The organism is Bradyrhizobium sp. WSM1743 (assembly GCF_000473065.1).
Lineage (GTDB): Bacteria > Pseudomonadota > Alphaproteobacteria > Rhizobiales > Xanthobacteraceae > Bradyrhizobium.
On record NZ_AXAZ01000079.1, the window covers coordinates 1 to 24,386 of the forward strand.

Sequence of the window (24,386 nt, forward strand, 5' to 3'; positions counted from 1 at the left end):
CCGGGGAGCGATGCACTATTGCCCCCGTTGCCTTGCGGATGACTGATGCGCGCGGTCCGGTCGGGCCGCTACATCACCACAAGACTTGGCGCACAGACCCCGGGCGCCAGGACCACACGATTTTGCCGTACGCGAACCGCACCTGTCGCTGGCGCGAGGTCTTCGCTCACGGTTGCCCGCCCTGCAAAAACCTTTCGCGCCGGTGTGGCCACGTCCACCGCCACCCGACCCGCGTTCGTGACGATCGCGATACGCCCCTCTTCGTTGGGCCGGGTTGCGGCGATACATACGCCATTTCCGAATTTCGGTAAAGTGGAATATTTTTGGCCGAGTGCGTTGACCTAGCACTCGCGTGTTTTGCCCATCGGGCAACACAAGGGATTGCGGCCGGGATGTTCGATGGTGCGGTCGGCTGCGCAAGCAGCAGGGCCGCTGACGCACGAAAGCCCACCATCCGTTGTGGACGGTGGGCTTCCAGTCAGGCGATCTTACCAGCGATAGCTGCCGGTCAGCGTGCCGTTGTTGTTGCCGCCAGGGCCGACATCGCCCTGCGTCGAGCTTGGGGTTGGATGGTTGGTGCCATTGAATGCGCCGTAGGGCCCCGCGACGTCAGGATAGTACGCGCGCGGTTGAACCGGTTCGTAAGTGCGGTCCCAGCCCACGCGCGGTCCGTTCCAATCGTAGCCCTGCGCCGAGGCGGCCGCAGTGCCCGCGACGAGCGATGCCGCGATCAGGCAGAGGAGTTTCGACTTGTTCTGCATTGGAGATGCTCCTTGCTTGTGTTGGGGGCCAACGGTTGCAATGCGGGAGCGTTCCGGGCGTGTGGGGCGGCGAGCGATCAACTCCGATCAACTGGATATGAAGCGCGGACCGCGGAACGAAGTGGCTGAAATGAGACGCGAATTCCGGGCGTTCTGCCGCACCCCGTTCCCAGTTAACCCCGTGCCTTAACCAATAATTAATTATACGTTTGCGGGTGGGCGACAGCCCGGCCTAGCCTCTCGCGGGGAGCCGCTTTCGCAAAGCCAAACGAGTGTGGTGCGTATCATGATTGCCAGATCACATGGGGCGTTGTTCGCCTCGCTCAGCGCAGCCGCGCTGCTCCTTAGCTCCGGCGACAGTTTTGCCAGACCCGCTGGCGCTGCGGCGCCCGGCGTCGTGACCGCTGTCGCCCCGCCGGCTGCAGCACGTCCGCCGATCGGGCCGGGCGCCCGGTTCCACCGTCGCAGCGCGCCGTGGGTCTATTGGCCGGGCGGCGGCGGCTTCTTCTACGACGGCGCCGGCTACAGCCAGCCCTTCGTCGATGCCGGCCAGCCGCTCTCCACCGACGTGCGCTACACCTACACCTATGATGTTCCCTGGGACTGGACGCATCGCTATCCGCCGAACGTCGTGCCGTCCGATCGCCCCTATGTACCAAGCTGCCCGACGGAGCAGGTGACGGTGCCCGGCCGTGGCGGCAGCGAGCACACCGTCAACATCATGCGCTGCTACTGAGCTAACCCAGCTCGAAGCTGGTGACGCCGAAGACGCGGTCGATGCGCAGCGGCGGGATCGGCCCCGTGTACATCCGCGCCGTCTCGAACACCGGCTTGAGGCCGAGCTCCTCGGCGAGCGCGATCGCCGCAGGATTGACGGCGGGGACATCGAGGAAGACCTCGCCACCGCCCGCGCTTCCCAGCAGTGCCTGCATGACCGCTTCCGCGGCCGCGCGATCGTCGGCGACGAGCGGGCCGATCTTGTAGCCCGTCCGGCACGGACGGATCACGCCCCATGCAGCGAGCCCGCCGTCGCGCAGCAATGCGCGGCCGACGTGGCCGGGTGTGTTGATCCAGGCCCGCAGGAAGGCGCTGCGCCGCGCCGGGAAGACGGTGGCGTCATCGGCTTCAACAATTGCAAACGGGATCTTGTCGAGGGCGACGACCTCGGCAGACGGTTTCGGTGGCGTGGTCACGACGCCGCCATAGCGGATATTGGCGTAAGCGAGCTGGAAGCCGGACTTTTTGTAGCTGTCCTGCTGCGCCACGACACCATCGAGCCCGATGATGCGGGTGCCCGCATGCGCGATCGCTGCGTTCCAGATGCGCAGGCCATGGCCCGCGCCGCGAAAGCGCTCGCGCACGATGTAGAAGCCGAGGAAGGCGAAGCGGTCGTCATAATTGACGCAGGAGACGGTCGCGACCGGCTCGCCGTCGATCTCGCCGACGAAGAAGCCTTGCACATCGGGGATTGCGAAGCAGGCGGCGTCGGCAAGGCCCGGATTCCAGCCCTCCGCCGCGGCCCAGTCGATGGCGATGATGATCTCCTCGGGGCGCAAATTGCGGATCTGCAAATCGCTCATGACGAACGCTCTCGACCATGGACCTGCCGACAGGTCTGGCTGTAGAAGGCCTCATGATAGGCCGAGCCTGCGGCTCGGCTCAACTCAAGGGATGATCGGTCATGGCAGCAGAAAAGGTGGCTCTCGTTACCGCCGGCGGCAGCGGGATGGGGGCGGGGGCTGCGCGGCGGCTGGCAGCGGACGGGTTTCGCGTCGCGATTCTGTCGTCCTCGGGCAAGGGCGAGGCGCTGGCTGCCGAGCTCGGCGGGCTCGGCATCACCGGCTCGAACCAGTCGACAGACGATCTGACGCGCCTCGTCGACGTTGCGATGGCGAAGTGGGGACGGATCGACGTGCTCGTCAACAGCGCCGGCCACGGGCCGCGTGCGCCCATCACCGAGATCACCGACGAGCAGTGGCATACCGGCCTCGACACGTATCTGCTGAACGTGATCCGTCCGACGCGGCTGGTGACGCCGCTGATGCAGGCGCAGAAGGGCGGCGCCATCATCAACATCTCGACGGCCTGGGCGTTCGAGCCGAGCGCGATGTTCCCGACCTCGGCGGTGTTCCGCGCCGGCCTTGCCGCCTCACCAAGATCTTCACCGACACTTACGCCGCGGACAACATTCGCATGAACAACGTCCTGCCGGGCTGGATCGACAGCCTGCCGCAGCTGGACGCGCGCCGCGACAGCGTGCCGATGAAGCGATACGGCAAGGTCGAGGAGATCGCCGCGACGATTTCGTTCCTGGCCTCTGACGGCGCAGCCTACATCACCGGCCAGAACATCCGCGTCGATGGCGGCCTGACGCGCTCGGTCTGAGGCGCTCGCGTCAATGCGATGAGACGAGCCGCGCCAGCGCGGGCAGGATCCTGTAGCGCGCAATCTCGTGCGGATATTCGCCGCGATTGGCGAGCAGGACGATGCCGATCCGCCGCGCCGGCACGAGGCCGATATAGCCGGAAGCATTATTGAGGCCGCCAGGCTTGTCGACGACAGTGACGCCTGGCAGATGCACGGTCTCCCAGGCCAAGCCCTGGCCAAATCTGTCGTCGACGCGGAAGGCCTCACGCTGCGTCAGCCGCAGTGCTTCGCGCAGATGCGGATCGATCGCCCGGCCGTCGACGCAGGCCGCTACGAACGTCGCGAGCTCACGCGCCGAGGAAAACATCTGCCCGGTGCCGGGAAAGTCGAAATAGCTCTGCTGGTCGCCGATCGGGCCGATCGCTATGCCCTGATCCGAATAGCCCTGGACGGAGCGTTGCATCCAGGCCGCGTCCATGATGGCGCGATTGTCTTCACCGCGTTCGGGGACGCAGGTCGCGGTCATGCCGAGTGGCCCAAGGATGCGTTGCTCGAATAGGGTCGCGATCGGCAGGCCGTAACGGCGTTCGAGCACGAGCTGAAGCAGCACGTATCCGGCATGGGTGTAGATGCGCTGTCGGCCGGGGGCGACGCCGGGGGCCGGCGCGAAGGCGTTGAGCATCCCGATGAACTGCTCGCGATTGTACTGCTCGTTCGGCCATGGCGGATGGTCGGTCGGCAGCAGCAGCCCCGTGGTGTGCGTGACGAGCTCGCCGACGGTGACGCGGCAGATGTAGTCGCCGTTGAGCTCCGGAAGGTATTTTTGCAGACGATCGTCGAGCCGCAGTTCGCCGCGTAGTGTGCCGAGCGCCACAAGCGTGGCCTCGAATGGTTTTCGCAACGATGCGAGGCTGAACAGCGTGTCCGGCGTCACCTTCCGTCTGGTGGCATCATCGGCAAAACCATAGGTGAAGAACTCGACATGGCGACCGGCATAGAGCGCGGCGGCGAGCCCGCCTGCATGGTCCGGCGTTGCGGTCGGCGCCAGCTCGCTCGCGACGATGTCTCGCATCTGCGCGATCATGTCGGAATCCGCCGAGGCACGGCGCGGCCGGACCAACGCGATCGCGAATGGAACGAGCGCAGCCCGGGCGAGAGCCCGCCTTGTGAGATATGATGGAATGACAATAGGCGGCACGTGTCCCGACGAACGATGATGCGCCCCAAGTCTGCTTTTTAGCGGAAAATGCCCCGAGCCCCAATTCACGATCGCGCGTTGTAGGTTCCGCAGCGCGGACTGCGATCAGATTGCTTAGCTTGGAAGCTAACAATTGTTGACAACTCGCCATTCCGGTCTATAGTTAGCTTCATGGCTAACCAATTGAATCAGCTCGATCAGATCTTCGCAGCGCTTGCCGATCCCACACGGCGGGCGATCGTGATGCGGTTGTGCGCCGGCGAGGCTTCGGTCGGCGAGCTCGCGGATCCCTTCGACATGGCGCTGCCGAGTTTCATGAAACACATCCACGTGCTGGAGGTGAGCGGACTGGTTCAGTCGGAGAAATCCGGACGCGTGCGCACCTGCCGGCTCAGTCCGGATGCGCTCCTCGGCGCCGAGGACTGGTTCCAGCAGCAGCGCGCGATCTGGGAGGCGCGGCTCGACCGGTTCGAGGCCTATGTGATGAAGCTCAAGAAGGAGAGGGCGGGCGCCAAGCGGCCGTCCCGAACAACCAAACGGAAAGGTTCCTGATAATGACGAGTTCTGCCAATCCCGCTCTGTCGCAATGGTCGCTCGACCGCGAGATCGTGATGTCGCGCGTGATCGACGCGCCGCGCGATCTGGTGTTCGAGGCGTGGTCCGATCCGAAGCATCTGCCGCAATGGTTCGGGCCGAAGGAATTCAAGATCGAGACCTTCGAGATCGACGTGCGCGTCGGCGGTGTCTGGCGCTTCAACATGATCGGGCCCGACGGCACCGTCTATCCGAACCGGATGCGCTTCCGCCGCATCGAGCGGCCGTCGCTGATGGAGATGGATCACGGCGTCGACCAGGATGACGATCCCGGCATGTTCCGCTTTACCCTCACCTTTGCCGAGCAGAGCAACGGCAAGACCGTGCTGATGATGCGCCAGCTTGCCTCGAGCACCGAGCAGCGCGACGGCATGATCGGCTTCGGCGCCGTCGAATACGGCTACCAGACGCTGGACAAGCTGGCGGCCTATGTGGCGGGGATGAAGAAATAGAGTTGCGGCGTTCTCCCGGGGGCCTCGAGAAGGCCCCGGGGAACGAGCTCGGAAACGCGCTGGGAGAGCTGCCGCCTTCGCGAATATGACAGCGCGAAGGTCAATTATGACAGCGACATAACGCAGATTTTTGTCGCGCCTTGCTGCCGAATTATGACAGAATTGCTATCGCTAGATGTCACATCGATTACAGCGGAGCGAATTCATGTTGCAGTGGCAGGCGCGGTCAAATCCCCTCGCGTGGTGGTGGGGGTCGCTGACGCTTGTGAGCAGCGCCAATATCCTGGTCTGGTTCATGCTGTACCGCGAGTTCTACCCGACGGTCGCGGGCAGCCTCGGTGGCGGCTCGGATATCGGGCTGATGTTGCTGCTGTGCGCCGGCTATGTGTTCGGCTGCGCCTTCCGTTCGGTGCTGCCGCGCGCCGACGTGCAGCGCATCTGCCTGTTCGACACCTGGCTCTCCAGCGTCTTCGTAGGACGCTCGGTTGCGACCGTGGCCGAACTCTGCTTCGCCGCACAATGGGCCATCATCCTGCATCAGCTCGGCACCATGACCGGCGCCGAGACGGCGGTGAACATCGCGTGGGTGATTGTCCCGGTGATCATCATCGCCGAGTGCTTCTCCTGGTACGCGGTGGTCACCACCAATTATCTCTACAACGCGATCGAGAATTCGCTGTGGGCGGTGACCTTCTTCCTCGCCGGCATCGCGCTGTGCCGCCTGATGCCGGAATTCCAGGGCGTGGTGCGCTGGGCGCTGATGTCAGGCATCGTCGGCATCGCCTGCTTCCTCGCCTTCCTCGTCACCGTCGATGTGCCGATGTATCTCAGCCGCTGGCGGGCCGGGCACGCCGAGGGCGGCAGGTTCTTGGGCCTGCTCGAAGGCCTGCATGATGTCGCGACGCGCTGGGTGGTGACCCACGACGTCGCGCATTGGAAGGGCGAGCTGACCTGGATGTTCCTGTATTTCAGCGCCGCCGTCTGGTCGAGCCTCGCGCTCTGCGCGCTCTACGCGATGGAAGGCTATCTGGCGCGTTATCTCGCCTGAGCGATCACGCTTCGCCCAGATCGACCTGCGTCAGCAATCCCTGGCGCAGCGCCAGCCGGACCAGCTCGATGTCGGAGCCGACGCCGAGCTTGTCCTTGATCAGGGAATGCAGGTTCGCCACCGTCTTCGGGCTGACATGCAGCGTCTCGGCGATCTCCTCCGTCGTGTTCTCGGCGAGCAGCAGCCGCAGCACCTCGAATTCGCGCGGCGTCAGCACGTCGGCGGCCGAGCTCTCGCCGCTGATGCGGCTGAGCGCAAGCTCGTGGTCGATGTCGGGGCTGATGGCGATCTTGCCGGCGAGCACGTCCTTGACCGCGCGCACCAATGTCTCGGGCGGACTGGTCTTGGTGACGTAGCCCCTCGCACCGGCGCGGATCGCCTGCACGGCAAAGCCGGCATTCTCGTGCATGGTGAAGACGAGGATCCGTGCCGCCTTGTCCCACTGCCTGATCCGCCTGACGGCCTCGATGCCGCCGATGCCGGGCATGCTGAGGTCCATGATGACGAGGTCGGGCGTCTCGGATTTGTACAGGCGATAGGCTTCCGCTCCGTCGGACGCCTCGGCGACGACACGCAATCCGGGCTGTTTCTGGAGCACGGAGCGATAGCCCTCGCGGACGACGGAATGGTCGTCGACCAGCAGAATGGTCGCTTCAGTCGCACTCATGCCGCGTGCTCCAGCGCCTGCCGATCGGCGGCCGCAAGCGGAATGAATACGCGCAGCGCCGAGCCGTTAGGGCCGGTCTCAAAGCTCAGCCGGCCGCGAAGCGCGGCGACGCGCTCGCGCATGCCGAGCAGGCCCATGCCGGATTTGACGGCAGCCTCGTTCGGCCGGCCATCGTCCTCGACCGCGAGCGCGATCTCGCTTTCGGCCGTCGTCAGATGCAGGCTGACCCGCGTGGCGCCGGCGTGCTTGGCCGCGTTGGTGAGCGCCTCCTGCACGATGCGGTAGAGATTGGCGCTGACGGAGGCGGGCACGCTCTCGAAGGCACCGTCGAACCGGATATCGAAACGGGTCTGGCCGCGGCTGCGGCCGTTCCATCCCGACACCAGGCCTCCGAGGCTGGCGACGAGGCCGAGCTCATCGACATCGGGCGGCCGCAACCGGAACAGCGCACCGCGCAGCGTCTCCATCATGTCGGTCGCGGTCCGGGCAATGCTGTCGCACTCTCCGAGCAATGCGGGACAGTCCTGTGCCGCAGTCTGGCGGGCGGATGCGGCCAGCGCGCGGATCGCAGCGAGCGACTGGCCGAACTCGTCGTGCAGCTCGCGCGCGAGATGGCGTCGCTCCTCGTCCTGGAGCGCAATCAATTTACGCGTCAACTCGTTGCGTTCCGCAAGCGCGGTGTCGAGGCTTTCAGCGAGGTGGTTGAAGACGTCGCGGATGGCGGAGAGCTCGGCCAGATCGAACGGCGGCAGTCGCGTCGTGAGGTCACCGGCGGCGATGCGTTCGAGGCCGTTGCCGATCATGCGGGTGGGGCGCAGGGCGCGGGCCAGTGCGGCATAGACCAGCGCGCAGAGCAGCGGCAGCGCGATCGCAAGCGCGATCATCAGGCGGCCAGCCTCGTGCCAGGCCTCGGCCGTCTGCACGGCCGGATCGACCGAGACCACGGTCTCGCCGAGCTTGGTTCCGCGCACGATCACGGGCCGCGCCGCCTCGCGGCCCGGGTCGAACAGGCTGCGATAGAAGGCGGCGAAGGCTTGCGGCGGCGGGCTCGCCGGGGCAGGCGCGCCACTACAGAAACGCTGCAGCATCTCGCCGCTCGCGCTACGGAATCCAAGACACAGGCCCGGCGTCATCACATGGGCCGAAACCGGGTCGAGGTTCGGAAAGTCCGAGCGGGGGCTCGCCACCCACTGGATCTTGCCCTGTTGCAGCTCCAGGGTCTTCGCCACGATGGCCGCGATACCGTCGATGCGCGCATGCGCCGCGCTGTCGGCCGTAACAAGGAAGTAGGCGGAGATCGCGGCGAAGCAGGCGGCCGAGATCGCGGCCACGTGCAGTGTCAGACGGACCTTGAGATCGAACCTCGGGCGATTCCACATCGGCTTGCACCTGGTGCGAACGGGTTTGTCGCGCCCTCATTAAACGGCAGAACGGCAGCGGCGGGAAGCGTTCCCGCTTTACCGCAGTGCAACGTCGTGAAATTTTCCCGGCGTTCGTCGGGACGGTCACGGCTGCACGGCGTCAGGCGACCCGTCCAGATTTGGGGGCCGCTCCATCCCACGAGGTCCGTATGCGCCGCTCCCAGTTGATTCTCTCTGCTTTGCTCCTCTTCGTTTTCTCTTCGCCGGCCGATGCCGCGGCCGCCATTGGCGTTGCCATGGACGATTTCAGCTATACCGATACGTCGGCCGAGCCGACCAACCAGACCGCCGCCCACGAGCGGCGGCTGGCGGCGTTCATGGCCGCGCTTCGACGGGACATCGGCGCGGACCCGCGTTATCGGCTGGTGCCGTCGGCCCAGGACGGAGCGGCGTTCAAGGTGATCGGCGGCATCCAGAAGACGAGCACGCTGGTGCAATGGGCGAAGGTCGCCGTGATCGATGTTGGCGCCAAAAGGCTCGTGCTGGACAAGCTCTACAGCTTCCGCGGTGACAACGACGAAGCATGGGAGCGCGCCGAGGTCTTCGTGTCCCGCGAGGTTATGGCTGCACTCGGCACGCCTGCGCCAATCGCGCTTGCCGTGTTCGATTTCGAGCTTGAGGACATGACGGCCGCTTCCGCGGGCGCGCCAGCCGGTTCGGACGCCTCGTACCTGGCCGAGGTCACCGGCGGTGTGCGTGAGGCTCTCGGCCAATCCGGCCGCTACCGGATCGTCGATGTCGGCGGAGAGGCGGGGAGGACGGGCGCTTTGCGGGATTGCGGCGGTTGCGAGGCCTCCATTGCGCAAAAGCTCGGTGCGGACCAGTCGCTGATCGGCGTGGTGCGCCGCGTCAGCCGCACCGAATACACGCTCGGCTTCCAGGTCCGCGATGCCAGGACCAGCGCGGTGCTGGCGCGCGGCGACAGCGGCTTGCGCCTCGGCGCGGACTATTCCTGGAAGCGCGGAGCCGTACGGCTGGTCAGGGACCGGCTGATCGAGAGCCAGCAGGCCACCGACGCGGTTAGAAAGTAAGCTGCACCTTCATCGACTGCGAGCGGTCGCTGGCGAGCTCGAAGGCGGCGACCGCGTTCTCGAACGGCATGGTGGCCGTGATCAGCGGCTTGACGTCGATCAGGCCTTCGCCCATCAGCCGCACCGCCAGCTCGAACTCGGGATCGAAGCGGAAGGTGCCGCGGAGCTGCAGTTCTTTTGCGACGATGGAATTGATCGGCAGCGTCATCTCGCCGCCGAGGCCGAGCTGCACCAGCGTGGCGCCGGGCCTGAGCACGTCGAGTGCGGTGCGCAGTGCAGCCTGGTTGCCCGAGGCTTCGAACAGCGTGTCGAACACGCCCTTGCCGGCGCGCCAGGGATCAAGGGCAGTGGCATTGGTCGCGACATTGATGGCGTGGGTGGCGCCGAGCTTTTTGGCGACCGCGAGCGGTGCGTCCGCGACATCGGTCACCACGATCTCGGCGGCGCCGCCGAAGCGCGCGACCAAAATCATCAGCGCGCCGATTGGGCCGCAGCCGGTGATCAGCACGCGCTTGCCGAGCAGGGGACCGGCCTGCTTGCCGGCGTGCAGGCACACCGCCAGCGGTTCGGCGACCGCGGCTTCCGCCAGCGACAGCTTGTCCGCGATCGGCACCGCCTGGGTCGCATCGACCGTGATGAATTCGCGAAAGCCGCCCTGCACATGGGGAAAGCGCATCGCGCTGCCTAGGAAGCGCATGTCGAGGCACTGGTTGCGCATGCCCTCCTGGCAATGCAGGCACACCCCGCAGGGTTTGCTCGGATTGACCGCGACACGCGTGCCGGCCTTCACGCTAGTGACGCCGTCACCGACCGCGGCGACGACGCCGGCGATCTCATGTCCCAGCGCCATCGGTTGCTGGATGCGCACGACGCCGAAGCCGCCGTGATGGTAGTAGTGCAGGTCCGAGCCGCAGATGCCGCCATTGGCGATCTTGACGCGGACCTCGCCCGGGCCGGGCGCCGGGTCGGGGTAGTTGTCGATCCGCAGGTCCTTCGGGGCGTGAATGACGACAGCGCGCATGGGTTGGTTCCTTGTTCGCGATTACATCGCGGCGATCATGCCGCCATCGACATAGATGATCTGGCCGTTGACGTAGGTGGAGGCGTCCGACGCCAGGAAGATCGCGGCGCCCACCAGCTCGTCCGGCTTGCCCCAGCGCTTGGAGGGAATGCGGCCCATCAGCCAGTTGTTGAAATCGGCGTTGTTGACCAGCGCCTCGTTCATGTCGGTCAGCATGTAGCCGGGGCCGATCGCATTGGCCTGGATGCCGTGCTGGGCCCATTCCACCGCCATCGAGCGGGTCAGGTTCTTGATGCCGCCTTTGGCCGCGGTGTAGGGCGCGATGGTGGGGCGCGCGAGCTCGCTGCCGAGCGAGCCGATATTGATGATCTTGCCGTGCTTGCGCGGGATCATGCGCTTGGCCGCCTCGCGGCCGATCACGAAGGCGCTGGTGAGGTTGGTCTCGATCACCTTGCGCCATTCGTCGGTGGTGAACTCGACCAGCGGCTTGCGGTGCTGGATGCCGGCATTGTTGACGACGATGTCGACCGCGAGCCCTTCGCGATCGAAGCGCTCGAAGGCGGCGACGATCGCGGGCTCGTCGGTGACGTTGAACGCCGCGCCTTCAGCCTGGTAGCCCGCGCTACGAAACTCAGCGACCGCCTGCTCGACGCGCTTGGCATCGACGCCGTTGATGATGATTCCGGCGCCGGCCTTGGCCATGCCCTCGGCAATGGCACGGCCGAGGCCGCGGGAGGAGCCGGTCACGAGCGCTGTGCGGCCGGAAAGGTCGAAGAGGGAGGTGCTCATCTCGAGGAATCCTTAAGTGTTGGAACGGCGCACGGTGAGATCGGAGCGCTCGAATACGGCGGGCAGAAGATCGACGCCAAGGCCGGCGCCTTCCATCGGGAAGACATAGCCGTCTTTAATCGTCGGCATAGTGGTCACGAGCTCATTGTACCAGCCCTTGTAGAAGGCGCGCACCGATTCCTGGATCAGTGTGTTGGGCTGGCTGAACGACATGTGGATGGCGGCGATGAAGCCGATCGGGCCGATGCAATCGTGCGGTGCGAACGGCCGGTGATAGGTCTCGGCCATCGCCGCGATCTTGCGGCCCTCGGTGAGGCCGCCGGTCCAGCACAGGTCCGCCATCACCACATGCATGGCGTCGCGGTCGAGCATGTCCTTGTACGGGAAGCGCGAGCCCAGCGTCTCGCTGGCGCAGACCCAGACGTCGGTCGAGCGGGCATATTCGGCCAGCGCCTGCGGCGAGTTCATCCGGATCGGGTCCTCGTACCAGGTCGGCTTGTAAGGCTCGAGCGCGCGGGCGATCTGCTTGGCGGTCGGCAGATTCCACAGCGAGTGGAGCTCGACCATGATCTCCATCTTGTCGCCGACGGCTTTGCGGATCTTCTCGAACGGCTCGATCGCCTGCTTCATCTGCGCCGCGGTGATGTAGAGACCCTTGTTCTCCTGCGCCGCCGGATCGAACGGCCAGATCTTCATCGCGGAGATGCCGCTCTCCAAGAGGCTTTCGGCGAGCGCATCGGCGCGATGCATGAAGCCGTCGAGGTCTTCATAGGGACCTTTGGAGGCTCCGAGATTCCAGTTCGCGACCGGGCTGATATTGGTTGAGCGGACATATTGCGTGCCGGCGCAGGTGTTATAGATGCGCTGCTTGTCGCGGCAGAGGCCGCCGAGCATCTGGTGCACCGGCTGGCCGCAGACCTTGCCGAATAAATCCCACAGCGCGATGTCGATCGCGGAGGCCGCGCGATACTCGACGCCGGTGGACGACTGCGCCATCGGCAGATTCAGCATGTCGCGATGGATCGCTTCGATGTGCAGGGGATTGCGGCCGAGCAGGCGGCCGGCAAAGGTGTCGTGGATCTGCGCCTCGACCGCACCCGCGCCGTAGAAGGTCTCGCCGAGACCGATCAGACCAGAGTCGGTGTGAATGCGCACCCAGATGACGTTGGAGAATTCCTCGGTACGCAGTGTCTCGATCGACGTGATCTTCACGGCAACTCTCCTCCCATCACAAGCGCGTCGCGCCCGACGTCTCATTTTGCGCTGCAACATGTTGCAGGTCGTGTGGACGTCTTACGCCTGCTTGTAATATATCACAACATGTTTTAAGGGTGCCACAACCAAGGCGCCACCCTGCAACGAGAGCGCGGGCTTGACAGGAGAGGACGACATGGCACGGCGCAAGCGCGCGCTCGAGGTGGTGAGAAACGAAGACGACGGCGGAGGCAGGCCCTCCAGGAGCAACCGTCTCAACTTTTTCGAGTTGGCCTATCAGAGGATCGAAGAGCTTCTGGTTCATTGCGAGCTCAAGCCCGGCCAGTTCATGACGATGCTGGAATTGCAGCAGATCACCGGCTTCGGGCGCACACCGGTGCATCACGCCGTCAATCGTCTCTCCGCCGATACGCTCATCATCATCCGTCCGCGTCACGGCCTGCACATCGCACCGATCGATCTGGCGCGCGAGCGCATGCTGCTCGGCCTGCGCCGTGACATGGAGCGCTTCGTGATCCGCCTTGCGGCCGATCGCGCCAGCCTCTCGCATCGCAATCAGGCGCTGCACATAGAGCGGCTGCTGCGCGACCGTCGCGCCAGCCTGACGCTCGACGAATTCAACAGCCTCGACCGTCGCATCGATGCGTTGGTGCTGGAGGCAGCCGGCGAGCCATTCCTGGTGCATACGCTGCGGCCGCTGCACACGCTGTACCGGCGCATCGGCTACATCCACCACCGCTTCATGCCGGGGCAGGCTGATCTGTCCGGCACGATCGATCATCATCTCGCCATTCTCGCAGCCGTCGCCAACCGCCGCGTCGATGACGCGGTGAAGGCCAGCGATGCCCTGATCGACTACATGGGCGAGATATTCACGGGCATGGAGGCGGGGATCGATCCGCGCCTGCTCGATTGCAGCATCGAGCCGCTGCTCGGCGCGTAGAGCATGATCCGGACCCGAAGGGCCGCGTTAGCGCAAAGTGTGCAGCGGTTTTCCGAAGAGATCATGCTCAAAACAATAAGCTAAAGCGCGATGACGAGTCATCCTGATCTCATCGTGCTTTAGAGAGTTCTGAAGAAAGGAAGAAGCATGTCAACGATGGCGATGCCACAACCGACCGCGAGCGAAGCCGCGGTCCGCTACCTCATCACCAACTACAGCCCCAAGGGCAACAAGGTCGGCTGGCTGATGATGGCCTCGATCCTGGTCGAGGCGTGGGACCTCTATTCGATCGCCTTCGTGCTGATCTTCATCAAGGAGCAGTACAATCCCGATCCGCTGATGCTCGGCCTTGCCGCGGCCGGAACGCAGGGCGGCGCCCTGATCGGCGCGTTGCTCGGCGGCTGGCTCTCCGACAAGATCGGGCGCCGCGTCATGTTCCTGGCGACGATGGTGCTGTTCATCGTGCTGGCGCTGGCGCAGGCCTTCGTGCCAAACGTTGCCTGGCTCGTCGTGATCCGCTTTCTGCTCGGCATCCCGCTCGGCTCCGACATCTCGACCGGCTACACCTACATCATGGAATCCATGGCCAAGGGCGAGCGCGAGGTCATGGGCAACCGCTGGCAGTTCATGTTCGCCGTCGGTGAAGTCCTCACCATCGGCGTCATCGTGATCTTTCTCCTGATCGACATGAACCATGAGATGCTGTGGCGCGTCACGCTCGGCCTCGGCGCGGTGCCGGCGCTGATCATCCTGATCATGCGCCACGACGTGCCGGAAACCGCGGTGTGGCTGGTGCAGAAGGGGCGTTACCGCGAGGCCAAGCAGGTCGCGCGCGAGATGTTCAACGACAATCTCGACATGCTGCCGGACCATGACGTCAAGGTGCCGAAGGTCAGCACGCGCGCGTTTCTCGCCGATCTGAAGAAGGACCCGATCCGCTGGCGCGCGACGGTGTACGGCTGGATCGCCTGCTTCATGCAAGCAAGCGAGTTCTCGACCTTCGCGTTCTACCTGCCGGTGCTGTTCGCGATGGTCGGCGTTTCGTCAATTCTCGGCAACAACCTGGTGACGATGGCGCTGTTTGCCTTCGCGGGGCTGTCGGGCTGGGTCGGACCCTTGCTGACGCCGAAGATCGGCCATCGTGGCATCTCGATCGCCGGTTTCTCGATCGTGCTGGTAGCGCTGCTGGTCGCGGCCTTCGCGCTCTACACCGACAACAAGATGCTGCTGCCGTTCGCCGCCGCCGCGATGCTGTGGGGCCATTACTGGGACGCCTCGAACTGCATGACGATCCCGACCATGGTCGCCAAGCCGAAATATCGCGGCACCGCCAGCGGCTTCGCCTACATGTTCGTGAAGCTGCCGTCGTTCCTGGCGATCTTCCTGTTCCCCTCGCTGTTCGCCGCGATCGGGCAGGCCAACGCCACGCTGTTCGTCGCGATCTTCCCGCTGATCGGATTGCTTGCCGCAATCTTCATCCTGCCGGAAGTCTACGGCTACGAGAACGACTAAAGCGCGATAAGATTTGGATGACGTCATCGCGCTTTAGGTTGTTGTTTACGCATGATCTTTCCGGAAAACCGCTTCGCACTTTGCGCTAACGCGGCCCTTCGGATCCGGATCATGCTTTAGGAGAGAATGCTACCTGATCGCGGCCGCCAAGGCCGCGATCAGGGCAGGCGGCGTCACCAGCAGACCGAGCTTGAGGAACGGCCAGGCACCGACCTCGATCTTCTCACGCCGGAGCGCGACCAGCCAAAGGATGGTGGCGAGCGAGCCGGTCACCGACAGATTGGGGCCGAGATCGACGCCGATCAGGATGGCGCTGACGACCTGGGCGGGCAGATGATCGTTGGCGGCGACCGAGCCGGCGACGAGGCCGACCGGAAGATTGTTGGCGATGTTGTCGGCGAGCGCGGTGGCGATGCCGACGCTCCAGGCGGCCTCCGTCACGGATTGCGCCACAGCTTGGTGCAGCAGCGTGCTCAGCTGCGCGATCACGCCGGTCTTCACCAGCGCCTCCACCATGACGAAAAGCCCGCCGACCAGCGGCAGCACGCTCCAGGAGACGCCGTGCAGCACGGGCAAAGGCGATTGCCGGTTGATCAGCAGCACGATCGCTGCCGTCGTGGTCCCGCAGATGAACGTCGGCAGACCCAATTGCAGATCGAGGGCCGAGGCCCAGATCAGCACGATGCCGATGGCGCCGATGCCATAGGCCGTCAACAGGCCACCGCGGCTGAGTTTGGGATGGGGCACCCGCGCTTCGATGGTTTCGTCCTTCAGCTCGCGACGCAAGGCAAGGCGTAGTGCGATATAGGTGAGAACAATCGAGGCAAGCGACGGCAGAGCGAATTGGCGCAGCCAGGTCCCCAGATGCGGCATGTTCTTGCCGAACACGACGAGGTTGGCCGGATTGGAGATCGGCAGCACGAAGCTCGCGGCATTGGCAATGAAGGCACAGACGAAGAGGTAAGGGAGCGGCTTGGCGCCGGCCGCGCGCGTCGCGGCGTAGACCGCAGGCGTCAACACGATCGCGGTTGCGTCGTTCGAGAGCAGCACCGTCACCAATGTCCCGACCAGGTAGATCAGCAGAAACAGCCGCTGCGGCGAGCCGCGTGCATGCTCGACCGCGAACGCGGCCAGATAATCGAACAGGCCCTCGAGCCGCGCCAGCTCGGCGATCAGCATCATGCCGATCAGGAAGAGGTAGACATCGACGCCTTTCTCGATGCCTGTCAGCGCATCCTGCCACGGCAGCAGACCAAGCAGCACCAGCGTTGCTGCACCGATCACAGCCCAGATCGCCTCCGGCATGCGAAACGGGCGGATGATGACGCCTGCAGTCGCGGCTACGATGATGCTCCAGGCCCAGATGGCGTCAGACGGCACGTTCAGTCCTCAATGTGGAACGGGATCATTCGGCAGCGATAGCCGATGCTGGAGGCGCTGTCTTCCCCTGCGGTCGCAAGGCGCCATGTCGCGTCTCGGGCAAGGCGAGCAGGCAGATGAGGGCGCCGATCGCCGCGACCGCGCCGAGCGTGATGAAGGCCGCGCTGTAGCCCGCCCCGACCACGACGAAGCCCGCAAGCGTTGTCGAGAGCGCGGCTCCAATGCTCTGGGCGGTGATGACTGCGCCCTGCGCGATATTGAAACGACCGGTGTTGCGCATGAGGTCGGCCACGATGACGGGGAAGATCGCGCCGAAGATGCCGGCGCCGACGCCGTCGAGAAGCTGCACGCCGACCAGCCAGAACGGATTGTCGGATAGTGTGTAGAGCGCCCCCCGGATGGGCAGGATCAGCAATGCGGCGAGGAAGAAGCGCTTGTGACCCCAACTGTCGGCCCTGGCGCCGACCAGCATCGCGAACGGCACCATGACCAATTGCGCTGCGACGATGCAGGCCGACATCAGGCTGGTGCCCATGTTCTTGTCCTCAAGTGCGAGCTTTTGCCCGACCAGCGGCAGCATGGCTGCGTTGGAGAGGTGGAAGAGCAGAACGCAAATCGCAAAGGCAAGCAGGGGGCGGCAGGTGAACAGCACGGCGAAGCTCGAAGGTGTGTCGCGCTGGCTTTCCGCGTCGGCATCGTGCAACCCGCGGGCGAGATCGTGGTCGATGGCGCGAGCCGGGATCGCAAGGATGCTGACGAGGCTTGCGATTGCCATCGCGGCGAGAAGATAGAAGACGACGGTCGGGCCGAACCAATAGGCGGAGATGCCCGCGAGCCCGGCCGCGACCGCATTGCCGGCGTGATTGAACGTCTCGTTGCGGCCGATTCGCCGGGTAAAGGCGGCATGGCCGAAGATGCCGAGCGAGACGGCGGCGATTGCCGGCGGAAAGATCACGGCGGCGGCCTGCGCGACGCCTTGCGAGATCGCAACCGGCAGAAAACCTGGAAACAACGGCAACGACAGCGAGGCGAGAGTGACCATGATGGCGGCGACTATCATCACCCTCCGCTTCGCCCGCGTGGCATCGACCAGCGCACCGGCCGGCGTCTGCGCCACGATGCCGGCGATCGTTGCGATCGACATCACGAGCCCGATGCGTGCTTCGTCCCACTGCTGTTCGATGAGGAGATAGACCGCGAGATAGGGCCCGAGCCCGTCGCGGACGTCCGCAAGAAAGAAATTGGCCGCATCCAGCGCGCGGCCGGCTCGCCTCGTCTGGTCGGGGTCTTGGCTCGACATCGGACTCTCGATCGAGGCTTCAAATGGTCCCGGCTGCAACCTTCATGACGTCCGCCTGGTTCCGCCGATCACGCCGTGCTCCTCAAAACTTGACCGCCAGCAGCACCGCGCCGGCACCGATCATGGCGATGCCGGCCCAGCCCTGCGCCGTCGGCCGCTCACCGAGAAAGGCGAATGCGAACAGGGCGACCAGCACGACGCTGAGCTTGTCGATCGGCGCCACCAGCGTCGCCGGGCCGAGCTTCAGCGCACGGAAATAGCAGAGCCACGAAGCCCCGGTCGCTAGGCCCGACAAAGCCAGGAACAGCCAGGTTCGCGGCGAGACCGCCGAGGGCACGGTGAATTGTCCGGTGAAGAACAGCAGCACCGAGAAGGCGAGCAGCACCACGATGGTGCGGATGAAGGTGGCAAGGTCCGGATTGATGTTCTCGACGCCGACCTTGGCGAAGATCGCGGTCAGCGCCGCAAAGCAGGCAGAGAGCAGCGCCCAGATCTGCCAGGCGGAGAGGAGGGCGGGTTTCATGTTATCGATATCCGTTGCTTCAGGACGGCGTTTGTGGCCACATTCGTGGGCTAGCACACTCACCTTGCCCCGGACAGCTTCTCCGAGATCGCCTTGCGCAGGATGCGCGAGAGCGATTCCACAGAATACGGCTTCTGGATAAGCTCGAAGCCGCGATGGGCGCTTTCGGCGAGCACGTTGCTGTAGCCGCTGGTGAGCACCACGGGCAGGCCCGGATAGCGCTCGCGGATGACGCCGGCAAGCTCGACGCCGTTCATTCCGGGCATAATGACGTCGGAGAAGACGAGGTCGACGGCAAATTCGTTCTCGCGGAGGATCGCGAGCGCCGCATTGGCGTTGGCGACGCGGCGGACGACGTAGCCGAGATCTTCCAGAAGCTCGGTCGAGAACTGGCCGACATCGTCATTGTCCTCGACCACGAGCACGCGGTAGCCGCGCCCGGTGGTCGCTGCCTCGCTGGTCAGCGCCGCCGCCTCCTTCTCGGTGGCGGGACTTTGAGCCTGCGGCAGGTAGATGGTGAAGGTCGCGCCTTGACCTTGCGTGCTCGTCACCGCTATGTCGCCCTCGGACTGCTTTGCGAAGCCGAACGCCTGGCTGAGGCCGAGGCCGGTGCCCTTGCCGACCTCCTTGGTGGTGAAGAACGGCTCGAAGATCAGGTCGAGATGTTCCGGCGCGATGCCGCTGCCGGTATCCGCGACCGAGATCGCGACATAATCGCCGCCGCGCGCCGATTGCGCGCGCAGGCGCGGGATGCCCTGCACCTTGCGCACTGCAATGGTGAGGCGGCCTTCGTCCTCCATGGCGTCGCGCGCGTTGATGGCGAGGTTGATCAGGGCGGTCTCGAACTGTGCGACGTCGGCGACAGTGAAGCAATCCGCGTCCTGAATCTCGACGCTGATCTCGATGCGGCCGCCGACCAGCGGCCGGACCAGCTGCGCCACGCCTTCGACCTGGCTGCCGACATTGAACATCTGTGGCTTCAGCGGCTGCCGGCGGGCGAAGGCCAGAAGCTGCGCGGTCAGTTTCGAGGCGCGCTCGACGGTGTCGGAGATGGCGTCGACATAGCGGCGGCGCCGCTCTTCCGGTAGCTCGCGCCGGCGCAGGAAGTCCGTTGCCGAACGGATGATGGTGAGGAGGTTGTTGAAGTCGTGCGCGACGCCGCCGGTGAGCTGCCCGATCGCCTCCATCTTCTGCGACTGCCGCAGCGCCTCTTCGCCGAGACGGCGCTCGGTGATGTCGACGGCTTCGGGCACGGCGCCGGTGATGTTGCCGTGGCGGTCGAGCACGGGCCGCATGCCGAAGTCGAAGTCACGTTCGCCGATCGGCAGGCGCAGCCGCATCTCCAGTCGTACCGCTTCGCCCTTCAGGACGGTGTCGAAGGCTTCGCGTACGGCGGCGCTCATACCGTGGGTGCCGGCGAACCAGGGCGTCTCCCAGAATGGCTTCCCGATCACGTCCGCAGAGCTCGCCTTGATGCCGTCGAGCGCGGTCTTGTTGGCGTAAACCAGCTCGCCCTTGAGATTGACCAGTCCTTGATACTGGTTGCTGGTCTCCAGGATCGCGCGCAGCCGCGCCTGGTTGGCTTCGAGCTCGGCGGTGCGCTCGGCGATACGCTGTTCCAGCGTCTCGTTGAGCTGCCTGAGCTCGATCTCGGCCTGCTTGGCGACGGTGATGTCGTGGGCGACGCCGATGAAGCCGATATGCTTGCCGGTCGGGTCCCAGCGCGGCTGCGATTCCGAGCGCAGCCAGCGCCATTCGCCGCTGGCGTTCCTGTAGCGCGCTTCCAGCACGAACGGCTTTAGCGACGCCTCACCCTGGACGGATTGTTGCAGCACATGTGGCAGGTCGTCCGGATGTAGCACCTTACGCCAGTCGAAATCGATCGCTTGGTCGTAGGGCAGCCCGACGAAATCGACATAGGCCTGGTTGGCGAAGGACCGCTTGCGGTCGAGCTTGGTCACCCAGATCGGCACAGGCGCACTGTCGGCGATCAGCCGGAAGCGCTCCTCGCTTTCGCGCAGCGTCTCGCGCGCCAGCGCCTGGTCGGTGATGTCGATATGGGCGCCGACGAGGCGGATCGCCCGGCCGTCCTTGTCGCGCTCGATCTTGGCGACGACCCGGATCCAGCGGGTCTCGCCGTCGCTCGGACGGATGATGCGGTATTCGGCGGTGTAATCCTCGCTGGTCCCGGAAAGCGCCTCGAAGAAGTGTTTCACTGCCGCGTCGCGGTCGTCAGGATGGATACGGTTGACCCAGTCCTCGTGCGACTCGTCGACGGCCTCCGGCGGCAGGCCATGGATCATCAGGTATTCCGGCGAGCGGCGGTTCTTGAACCCTTCGCGGAAGTTGACCTCGAGGCCGCCGACCTTGCCGATGCGCTGGATGCGCGCGAGCTCGGCCTCGCGCTCCTGGAGCGCGCGGTAGGCGTTGTCGCGCTCGCGCGCGACGTCTTCGAGGTGCTGGCGCAGCCTTTCGGCGGCGATTGTCTCGGGCAAAGGATCGTTCAAGGCGTCGGCCGTTGTCATGCGGGTGCGCACGTGCCGGACTGATATTCACACAGACGGAGCGCGATGGCCATTGCCTAGAGGAGATAGACTGTCTGGAAGGACCCGCGGCCAGCCAGAACGGGTGAAAGTGCGGTCAAGCAACGCCCGGTCTGGCAATTTGTTCCTGATCTTGGAACGATGCGGCCGCGGACGCGTCTTCGCGAGGCGCCACTACTCTCATTCATGGGACTCCCTTTCGGAGAGGCCAGATCTTGAAGCTCTTTGTCTGTCAGTCCTGTGGCAACGTCCTCTATTTCGAGAACCGCACCTGCGAGCGTTGCGGTCACCGCGTCGCCTTCCTCCCGGAGAAGGAGACGATGTCGGCGCTCGAGCCTGAGGGTGAGGCTCAAAGCGGAGCTTGGACGACCCTGGCCGACGCGGGCAGGGGACGCATGCTGTGCCGCAATGCCGAGTACGATGCCTGCAACTGGCTGACGGACACCGGCGAGAGCAGCGGCTATTGCCGTGCGTGCCGCCACAACGGGATGGTGCCGGACCTGTCGGAGCCCGCGCAGCTCGCCGGATGGCGCGAGCTGGAGGTGGCAAAACACCGGCTGTTCTATTCCCTGATCCGCTGGAAGCTGCCGCTGCAGAACCGGCAGGACAATGCCGAGCATGGCCTGATCTTCAACTTCCTCGCCGACGATCCGCACAGCGGCACGAGGATCATGACCGGCCACGACAATGGCCTGATCACGATCGCGCTGACCGAGGCCGACGACATCGAGCGCGAGCGGCGCCGGCGCGAGATGGGCGAGCCTTACCGGACGCTGCTCGGACATTTCCGGCACGAGGTCGGCCACTATTTCTGGGACGTGCTGGTGCGCGACGGCGGCAAGCTCGACGAATGCCGCGCGGTGTTCGGTGACGATGCGGCCGATTACGGTCAGGCCTTGCAACGCCACTACGCGGACGGCGCGCCGCCGGACTGGCAGCAGAACTACGTCTCGGCCTATGCCACGATGCATCCCTGGGAAGACTTCGCCGAAACCTGGGCGCACTATCTCCACATCGTCGACACCCTGGAGATGGCCTCCGAGTTCGGCATGGAGGTGCGCCCCAAGGTTGACCGCGACGGGGAGTTGACGGCGCGTATCCGTTTCAACCCGTACGAGGCAAGGGACGTCCAGGCGCTCGTCGACGCATGGCTGCCCTTCACCTTCGCCATGAACAGCGTCAACCGGGCCATGGGCCTGCGCGACCTCTATCCCTTCATCCTGTCGCCCGCTGTGGTCGCCAAGCTCGGCTTCATTCACGGCCTGGTCCGGGACGCGGCCAAGGCTGGTAGGCCTCGGGAAGCTGCACGGCGTCCCTAGGGCTCGCCGCGCCCATTTCGGTCTTGCGCTGGTACGCCAGAAGCCCGGATTTAGACCGTTGCCTCCGGCCCATTTTGCTGTACCACGGGAGCCACACGGCCCGTCCCATAGGCCCAAACGGCCAGGGAAGGGTCCCGCCCAAGGTCGAGACTCAAGAAAAGCATGTTCAAACGCATTCTGATCGCCAATCGCGGCGAAATCGCCTGCCGGGTCATCAAGACTGCCCGCAAGATGGGAATTCAGACGGTTGCGGTCTATTCCGAGGCCGACCGCGATGCCCTCCATGTCGAGATGGCCGACGAGGCCGTGCTGATCGGCCCGCCGGCTGCGGCCGAGAGCTATCTGGTGATCGAGAAGATCGTGGAGGCCTGCCGCAAGACGGGCGCCGAGGCCGTGCATCCCGGCTACGGTTTCCTGTCCGAGCGCGAGGCGTTTCCGCGCGCGCTGGAAGCCGCCGGCATCGTCTTCATCGGCCCGAACCCGGGCGCGATCGCGGCGATGGGCGACAAGATCGAATCCAAGAAGGCCGCCGCCAAGGCCAAGGTCTCGACCGTGCCCGGCTATCTCGGCGTCATCGAGGACGACAAGCACGCGGTGCGTATCGCCGACGAGATCGGCTACCCCGTGATGATCAAGGCTTCCGCCGGCGGTGGCGGCAAGGGCATGCGCATCGCGCATTCCAAGGCCGAGGTCGCTGAAGGCTTCAATCTCGCCAAGGCCGAGGCCAAGGCCTCGTTCGGCGACGACCGCGTCTTCGTCGAGAAGTTCATCGTCGATCCCCGCCACATCGAGATCCAGGTGCTCGGCGACAAGCACGGCAACGTCATTCATCTCGGCGAGCGCGAATGCTCGATCCAGCGGCGCAACCAGAAGGTCATCGAGGAAGCGCCGTCGCCGCTGCTCGACGAGGAAACCCGCCGCAAGATGGGCGAGCAGGCGGTCGCGCTGGCCAAGGCCGTGCACTACGATTCCGCCGGTACCGTCGAATTCGTCGCCGGGCAGGACAAGAGCTTCTACTTCCTGGAGATGAACACACGTCTCCAGGTCGAGCATCCCGTCACCGAGCTCGTCACCGGCGTCGACCTCGTCGAGCAGATGATCCGCGTCGCCGCCGGTGAGAAGCTCGCCATCGCGCAGAAGGACGTCACGCTGACGGGCTGGGCGGTGGAATCCCGCCTCTATGCCGAAGATCCGTTCCGCAATTTCCTGCCCTCGATCGGGCGGCTCGTGAAGTATCGCCCGCCGGCGGAAGCCAGCAAGGACGGCATCACCGTGCGCAATGACACCGGCGTGCAGGAGGGCGGCGAGATCTCGATCCATTACGATCCGATGATCGCCAAGCTCGTCACCCACGCGCCGTCGCGCGCGGCCGCGATCGAGGCGCAGTCGACCGCGCTGGATTCGTTCTACGTTGACGGCATCCGCCACAACATCCCGTTCCTGTCGGCGCTGATGCATCATCCGCGCTGGCGCGAGGGACGGCTCTCGACCGGCTTCATCGCCGAGGAGTTTCCCAAGGGCTTTGCCGTGCGCGTGCCGGAAGGCGAAGTCGCCCGGCGGATCGCCGCCGTCGGCGCCGCCATCGATCACGTGCTCGGGGAGCGCAAGCGGCAGATCTCGGGACAGATGGGCGGCCGCGTCGTGCAGCGCGAACGCCGCCGCGCGGTGTGGCTCGACCGTCAGGAGATCCTGCTCGAGGTCGCACGCGAGGGCGAGGCGATCGCGATCCGTTTCATCGATGCCGACGGCAAGGCCGGCAATGCGCATCTGTTGCAGTCGCCGTGGAAGCCGGGCGATCCGGTCTGGCAGGGCACGATCGACGGGCACTTCATTGCGGTGCAGGCGCGGCCGATCGCCAACGGCATTCGTCTTGCGCACCAGGGCGTCGAGGTGCCGGTCTATGTCTGGACCGAGACGGAAGCGACGTCTGCCCGGCTGATGCCGGTGACGACGGCCTCCGACACCGGCAAGAAGCTGCTCTGTCCGATGCCGGGCCTCGTGGTCTCGATCGCGGTGACCGAGGGACAGGAGGTCAAGGCCGGCGAGACGCTGGCGGTGGTCGAAGCCATGAAGATGCAGAACGTGCTGCGCGCCGAGCAGGACGGCACCGTGAAGAAGATCCACGCGAGCGCCGGCGCGACGCTCGCGGTGGACGCGCTGATCTTGGAGTTCGCGTAAGAGTGTGAGTGAGGCAGGCGATCTGCCCACGAGCACAGTCATTGCGAGGAGCGTTTAGCGACGAAGCAATCCAGTCTGTCTCCGTGGATGCATTCCTGGATTGCTTCGCTACGGTCGCAATGAC

General features: G+C 65.1%; 21 protein-coding genes and 1 pseudogene. 10 read left to right on the plus strand and 12 right to left on the minus strand.

The annotated features are described in order from the left end of the window. Positions 1 to 488: 488 nt before the first annotated feature. The gene (locus tag YU9_RS0132475) at positions 489 to 761 is read right to left on the minus strand and encodes a hypothetical protein (RefSeq protein ID WP_027576528.1); all 273 of its coding nucleotides are present in this window, start codon (positions 759 to 761) and stop codon (positions 489 to 491) included. A 286-nt stretch (positions 762 to 1,047) separates the two neighbouring features. On the opposite strand from YU9_RS0132475, the gene YU9_RS0132480 reads away from it, so the two are divergent. Beyond that, a complete protein-coding gene (locus tag YU9_RS0132480) occupies positions 1,048 to 1,497 on the plus strand; it encodes a hypothetical protein (RefSeq protein ID WP_027576529.1) in 450 nt (149 codons plus the stop codon). 1 nt (position 1,498) lies between these two features. Here YU9_RS0132480 and YU9_RS0132485 read toward each other — a convergent pair whose 3' ends face one another. Then, on the minus strand, positions 1,499 to 2,341 hold the full coding sequence (locus YU9_RS0132485) for a GNAT family N-acetyltransferase (protein ID WP_027576530.1): 843 nt from the start codon (positions 2,339 to 2,341) through the stop codon (positions 1,499 to 1,501). 101 nt (positions 2,342 to 2,442) lie between these two features. Here YU9_RS0132485 and YU9_RS43130 point away from each other — a divergent pair. Further along, positions 2,443 to 3,146, plus strand: a pseudogene (locus YU9_RS43130) (SDR family oxidoreductase). A gap of 10 nt (positions 3,147 to 3,156) precedes the next feature. Here the strand turns inward: YU9_RS43130 and YU9_RS0132495 are convergent. Next, positions 3,157 to 4,212, minus strand: a complete 1,056-nt coding sequence (locus YU9_RS0132495; protein ID WP_027576531.1) for a serine hydrolase — start codon at positions 4,210 to 4,212, stop codon at positions 3,157 to 3,159. 285 nt (positions 4,213 to 4,497) lie between these two features. Between YU9_RS0132495 and YU9_RS0132500 the strand changes: the two genes are divergently transcribed. From YU9_RS0132500 to YU9_RS0132510, 3 genes are all read left to right on the plus strand, one after another. Beyond that, entirely contained in the window at positions 4,498 to 4,878 is a 381-nt protein-coding gene (locus YU9_RS0132500; RefSeq protein ID WP_027576532.1) for a helix-turn-helix transcriptional regulator, read from the plus strand. A gap of 2 nt (positions 4,879 to 4,880) precedes the next feature. Beyond that, on the plus strand, positions 4,881 to 5,372 hold the full coding sequence (locus YU9_RS0132505; protein WP_027576533.1) for an SRPBCC family protein: 492 nt from the start codon (positions 4,881 to 4,883) through the stop codon (positions 5,370 to 5,372). Positions 5,373 to 5,577: 205 nt separating this feature from the next. Further along, the gene (locus tag YU9_RS0132510; RefSeq protein ID WP_027576534.1) at positions 5,578 to 6,420 is read left to right on the plus strand and encodes a hypothetical protein; all 843 of its coding nucleotides are present in this window, start codon (positions 5,578 to 5,580) and stop codon (positions 6,418 to 6,420) included. Positions 6,421 to 6,424: 4 nt separating this feature from the next. Here the strand turns inward: YU9_RS0132510 and YU9_RS0132515 are convergent, their stop codons facing one another. After that, positions 6,425 to 7,087, minus strand: a complete 663-nt coding sequence (locus tag YU9_RS0132515) for a response regulator transcription factor (RefSeq protein WP_027576535.1) — start codon at positions 7,085 to 7,087, stop codon at positions 6,425 to 6,427. Beyond that, positions 7,084 to 8,466 (minus strand): sensor histidine kinase, encoded by a 1,383-nt coding sequence (locus YU9_RS0132520; RefSeq protein ID WP_027576536.1) that lies wholly within the window; start codon positions 8,464 to 8,466, stop codon positions 7,084 to 7,086. Before YU9_RS0132520 ends, YU9_RS0132515 begins: the two co-directional genes overlap by 4 nt. A gap of 191 nt (positions 8,467 to 8,657) precedes the next feature. On the opposite strand from YU9_RS0132520, the gene YU9_RS0132525 reads away from it, so the two are divergent. After that, the gene (locus YU9_RS0132525; protein ID WP_027576537.1) at positions 8,658 to 9,539 is read left to right on the plus strand and encodes a DUF3280 domain-containing protein; all 882 of its coding nucleotides are present in this window, start codon (positions 8,658 to 8,660) and stop codon (positions 9,537 to 9,539) included. Here the strand turns inward: YU9_RS0132525 and YU9_RS0132530 are convergent. Genes YU9_RS0132530 through YU9_RS0132540 form a run of 3 tightly spaced genes read right to left on the minus strand, consistent with a single transcriptional unit; the run spans position 9,529 to position 12,561 of the window. After that, a complete protein-coding gene (locus YU9_RS0132530) occupies positions 9,529 to 10,560 on the minus strand; it encodes an L-idonate 5-dehydrogenase (protein WP_027576538.1) in 1,032 nt (343 codons plus the stop codon). The two genes, YU9_RS0132525 and YU9_RS0132530, sit on opposite strands and share 11 nt — an antisense overlap. Positions 10,561 to 10,581: 21 nt before the next feature. After that, the gene (locus YU9_RS0132535) at positions 10,582 to 11,349 is read right to left on the minus strand and encodes an SDR family oxidoreductase (RefSeq protein WP_027576539.1); all 768 of its coding nucleotides are present in this window, start codon (positions 11,347 to 11,349) and stop codon (positions 10,582 to 10,584) included. A gap of 12 nt (positions 11,350 to 11,361) precedes the next feature. Continuing rightward, complete coding sequence (locus YU9_RS0132540) at positions 11,362 to 12,561, minus strand: mandelate racemase/muconate lactonizing enzyme family protein (RefSeq protein ID WP_027576540.1); 1,200 nt, start codon at positions 12,559 to 12,561, stop codon at positions 11,362 to 11,364. A gap of 178 nt (positions 12,562 to 12,739) precedes the next feature. On the opposite strand from YU9_RS0132540, the gene YU9_RS0132545 reads away from it, so the two are divergent. Further along, positions 12,740 to 13,507: a GntR family transcriptional regulator gene (locus YU9_RS0132545; protein WP_027576541.1), complete on the plus strand. Its 768-nt coding sequence runs from the start codon at positions 12,740 to 12,742 to the stop codon at positions 13,505 to 13,507. 147 nt (positions 13,508 to 13,654) lie between these two features. Beyond that, entirely contained in the window at positions 13,655 to 15,019 is a 1,365-nt protein-coding gene (locus YU9_RS0132550; protein WP_027576542.1) for an MFS transporter, read from the plus strand. 129 nt (positions 15,020 to 15,148) lie between these two features. Here YU9_RS0132550 and YU9_RS0132555 read toward each other — a convergent pair whose 3' ends face one another. From YU9_RS0132555 to YU9_RS0132570, 4 genes are all read right to left on the minus strand, one after another. Then, a complete protein-coding gene (locus YU9_RS0132555) occupies positions 15,149 to 16,399 on the minus strand; it encodes an arsenic transporter (protein ID WP_027576543.1) in 1,251 nt (416 codons plus the stop codon). 25 nt (positions 16,400 to 16,424) lie between these two features. Next, positions 16,425 to 17,699 carry an MFS transporter gene (locus YU9_RS0132560; protein ID WP_027576544.1) on the minus strand — a complete coding sequence of 425 codons (1,275 nt, stop codon included), beginning with the start codon at positions 17,697 to 17,699 and terminating at the stop codon, positions 16,425 to 16,427. An 82-nt stretch (positions 17,700 to 17,781) separates the two neighbouring features. Next, the gene (locus tag YU9_RS0132565; protein WP_027576545.1) at positions 17,782 to 18,222 is read right to left on the minus strand and encodes an EamA family transporter; all 441 of its coding nucleotides are present in this window, start codon (positions 18,220 to 18,222) and stop codon (positions 17,782 to 17,784) included. Between the two features lie 59 nt (positions 18,223 to 18,281). After that, positions 18,282 to 20,759, minus strand: a complete 2,478-nt coding sequence (locus YU9_RS0132570) for a PAS domain S-box protein (protein WP_027576546.1) — start codon at positions 20,757 to 20,759, stop codon at positions 18,282 to 18,284. Positions 20,760 to 20,980: 221 nt separating this feature from the next. On the opposite strand from YU9_RS0132570, the gene YU9_RS0132575 reads away from it, so the two are divergent. Together YU9_RS0132575 and YU9_RS0132585 are read left to right on the plus strand one after the other, a co-directional pair. Continuing rightward, positions 20,981 to 22,084 carry a putative zinc-binding metallopeptidase gene (locus tag YU9_RS0132575; RefSeq protein ID WP_027576547.1) on the plus strand — a complete coding sequence of 368 codons (1,104 nt, stop codon included), beginning with the start codon at positions 20,981 to 20,983 and terminating at the stop codon, positions 22,082 to 22,084. Between the two features lie 162 nt (positions 22,085 to 22,246). Continuing rightward, a complete protein-coding gene (locus YU9_RS0132585; RefSeq protein ID WP_027576548.1) occupies positions 22,247 to 24,262 on the plus strand; it encodes an acetyl/propionyl/methylcrotonyl-CoA carboxylase subunit alpha in 2,016 nt (671 codons plus the stop codon). Positions 24,263 to 24,386: the final 124 nt, after the last annotated feature.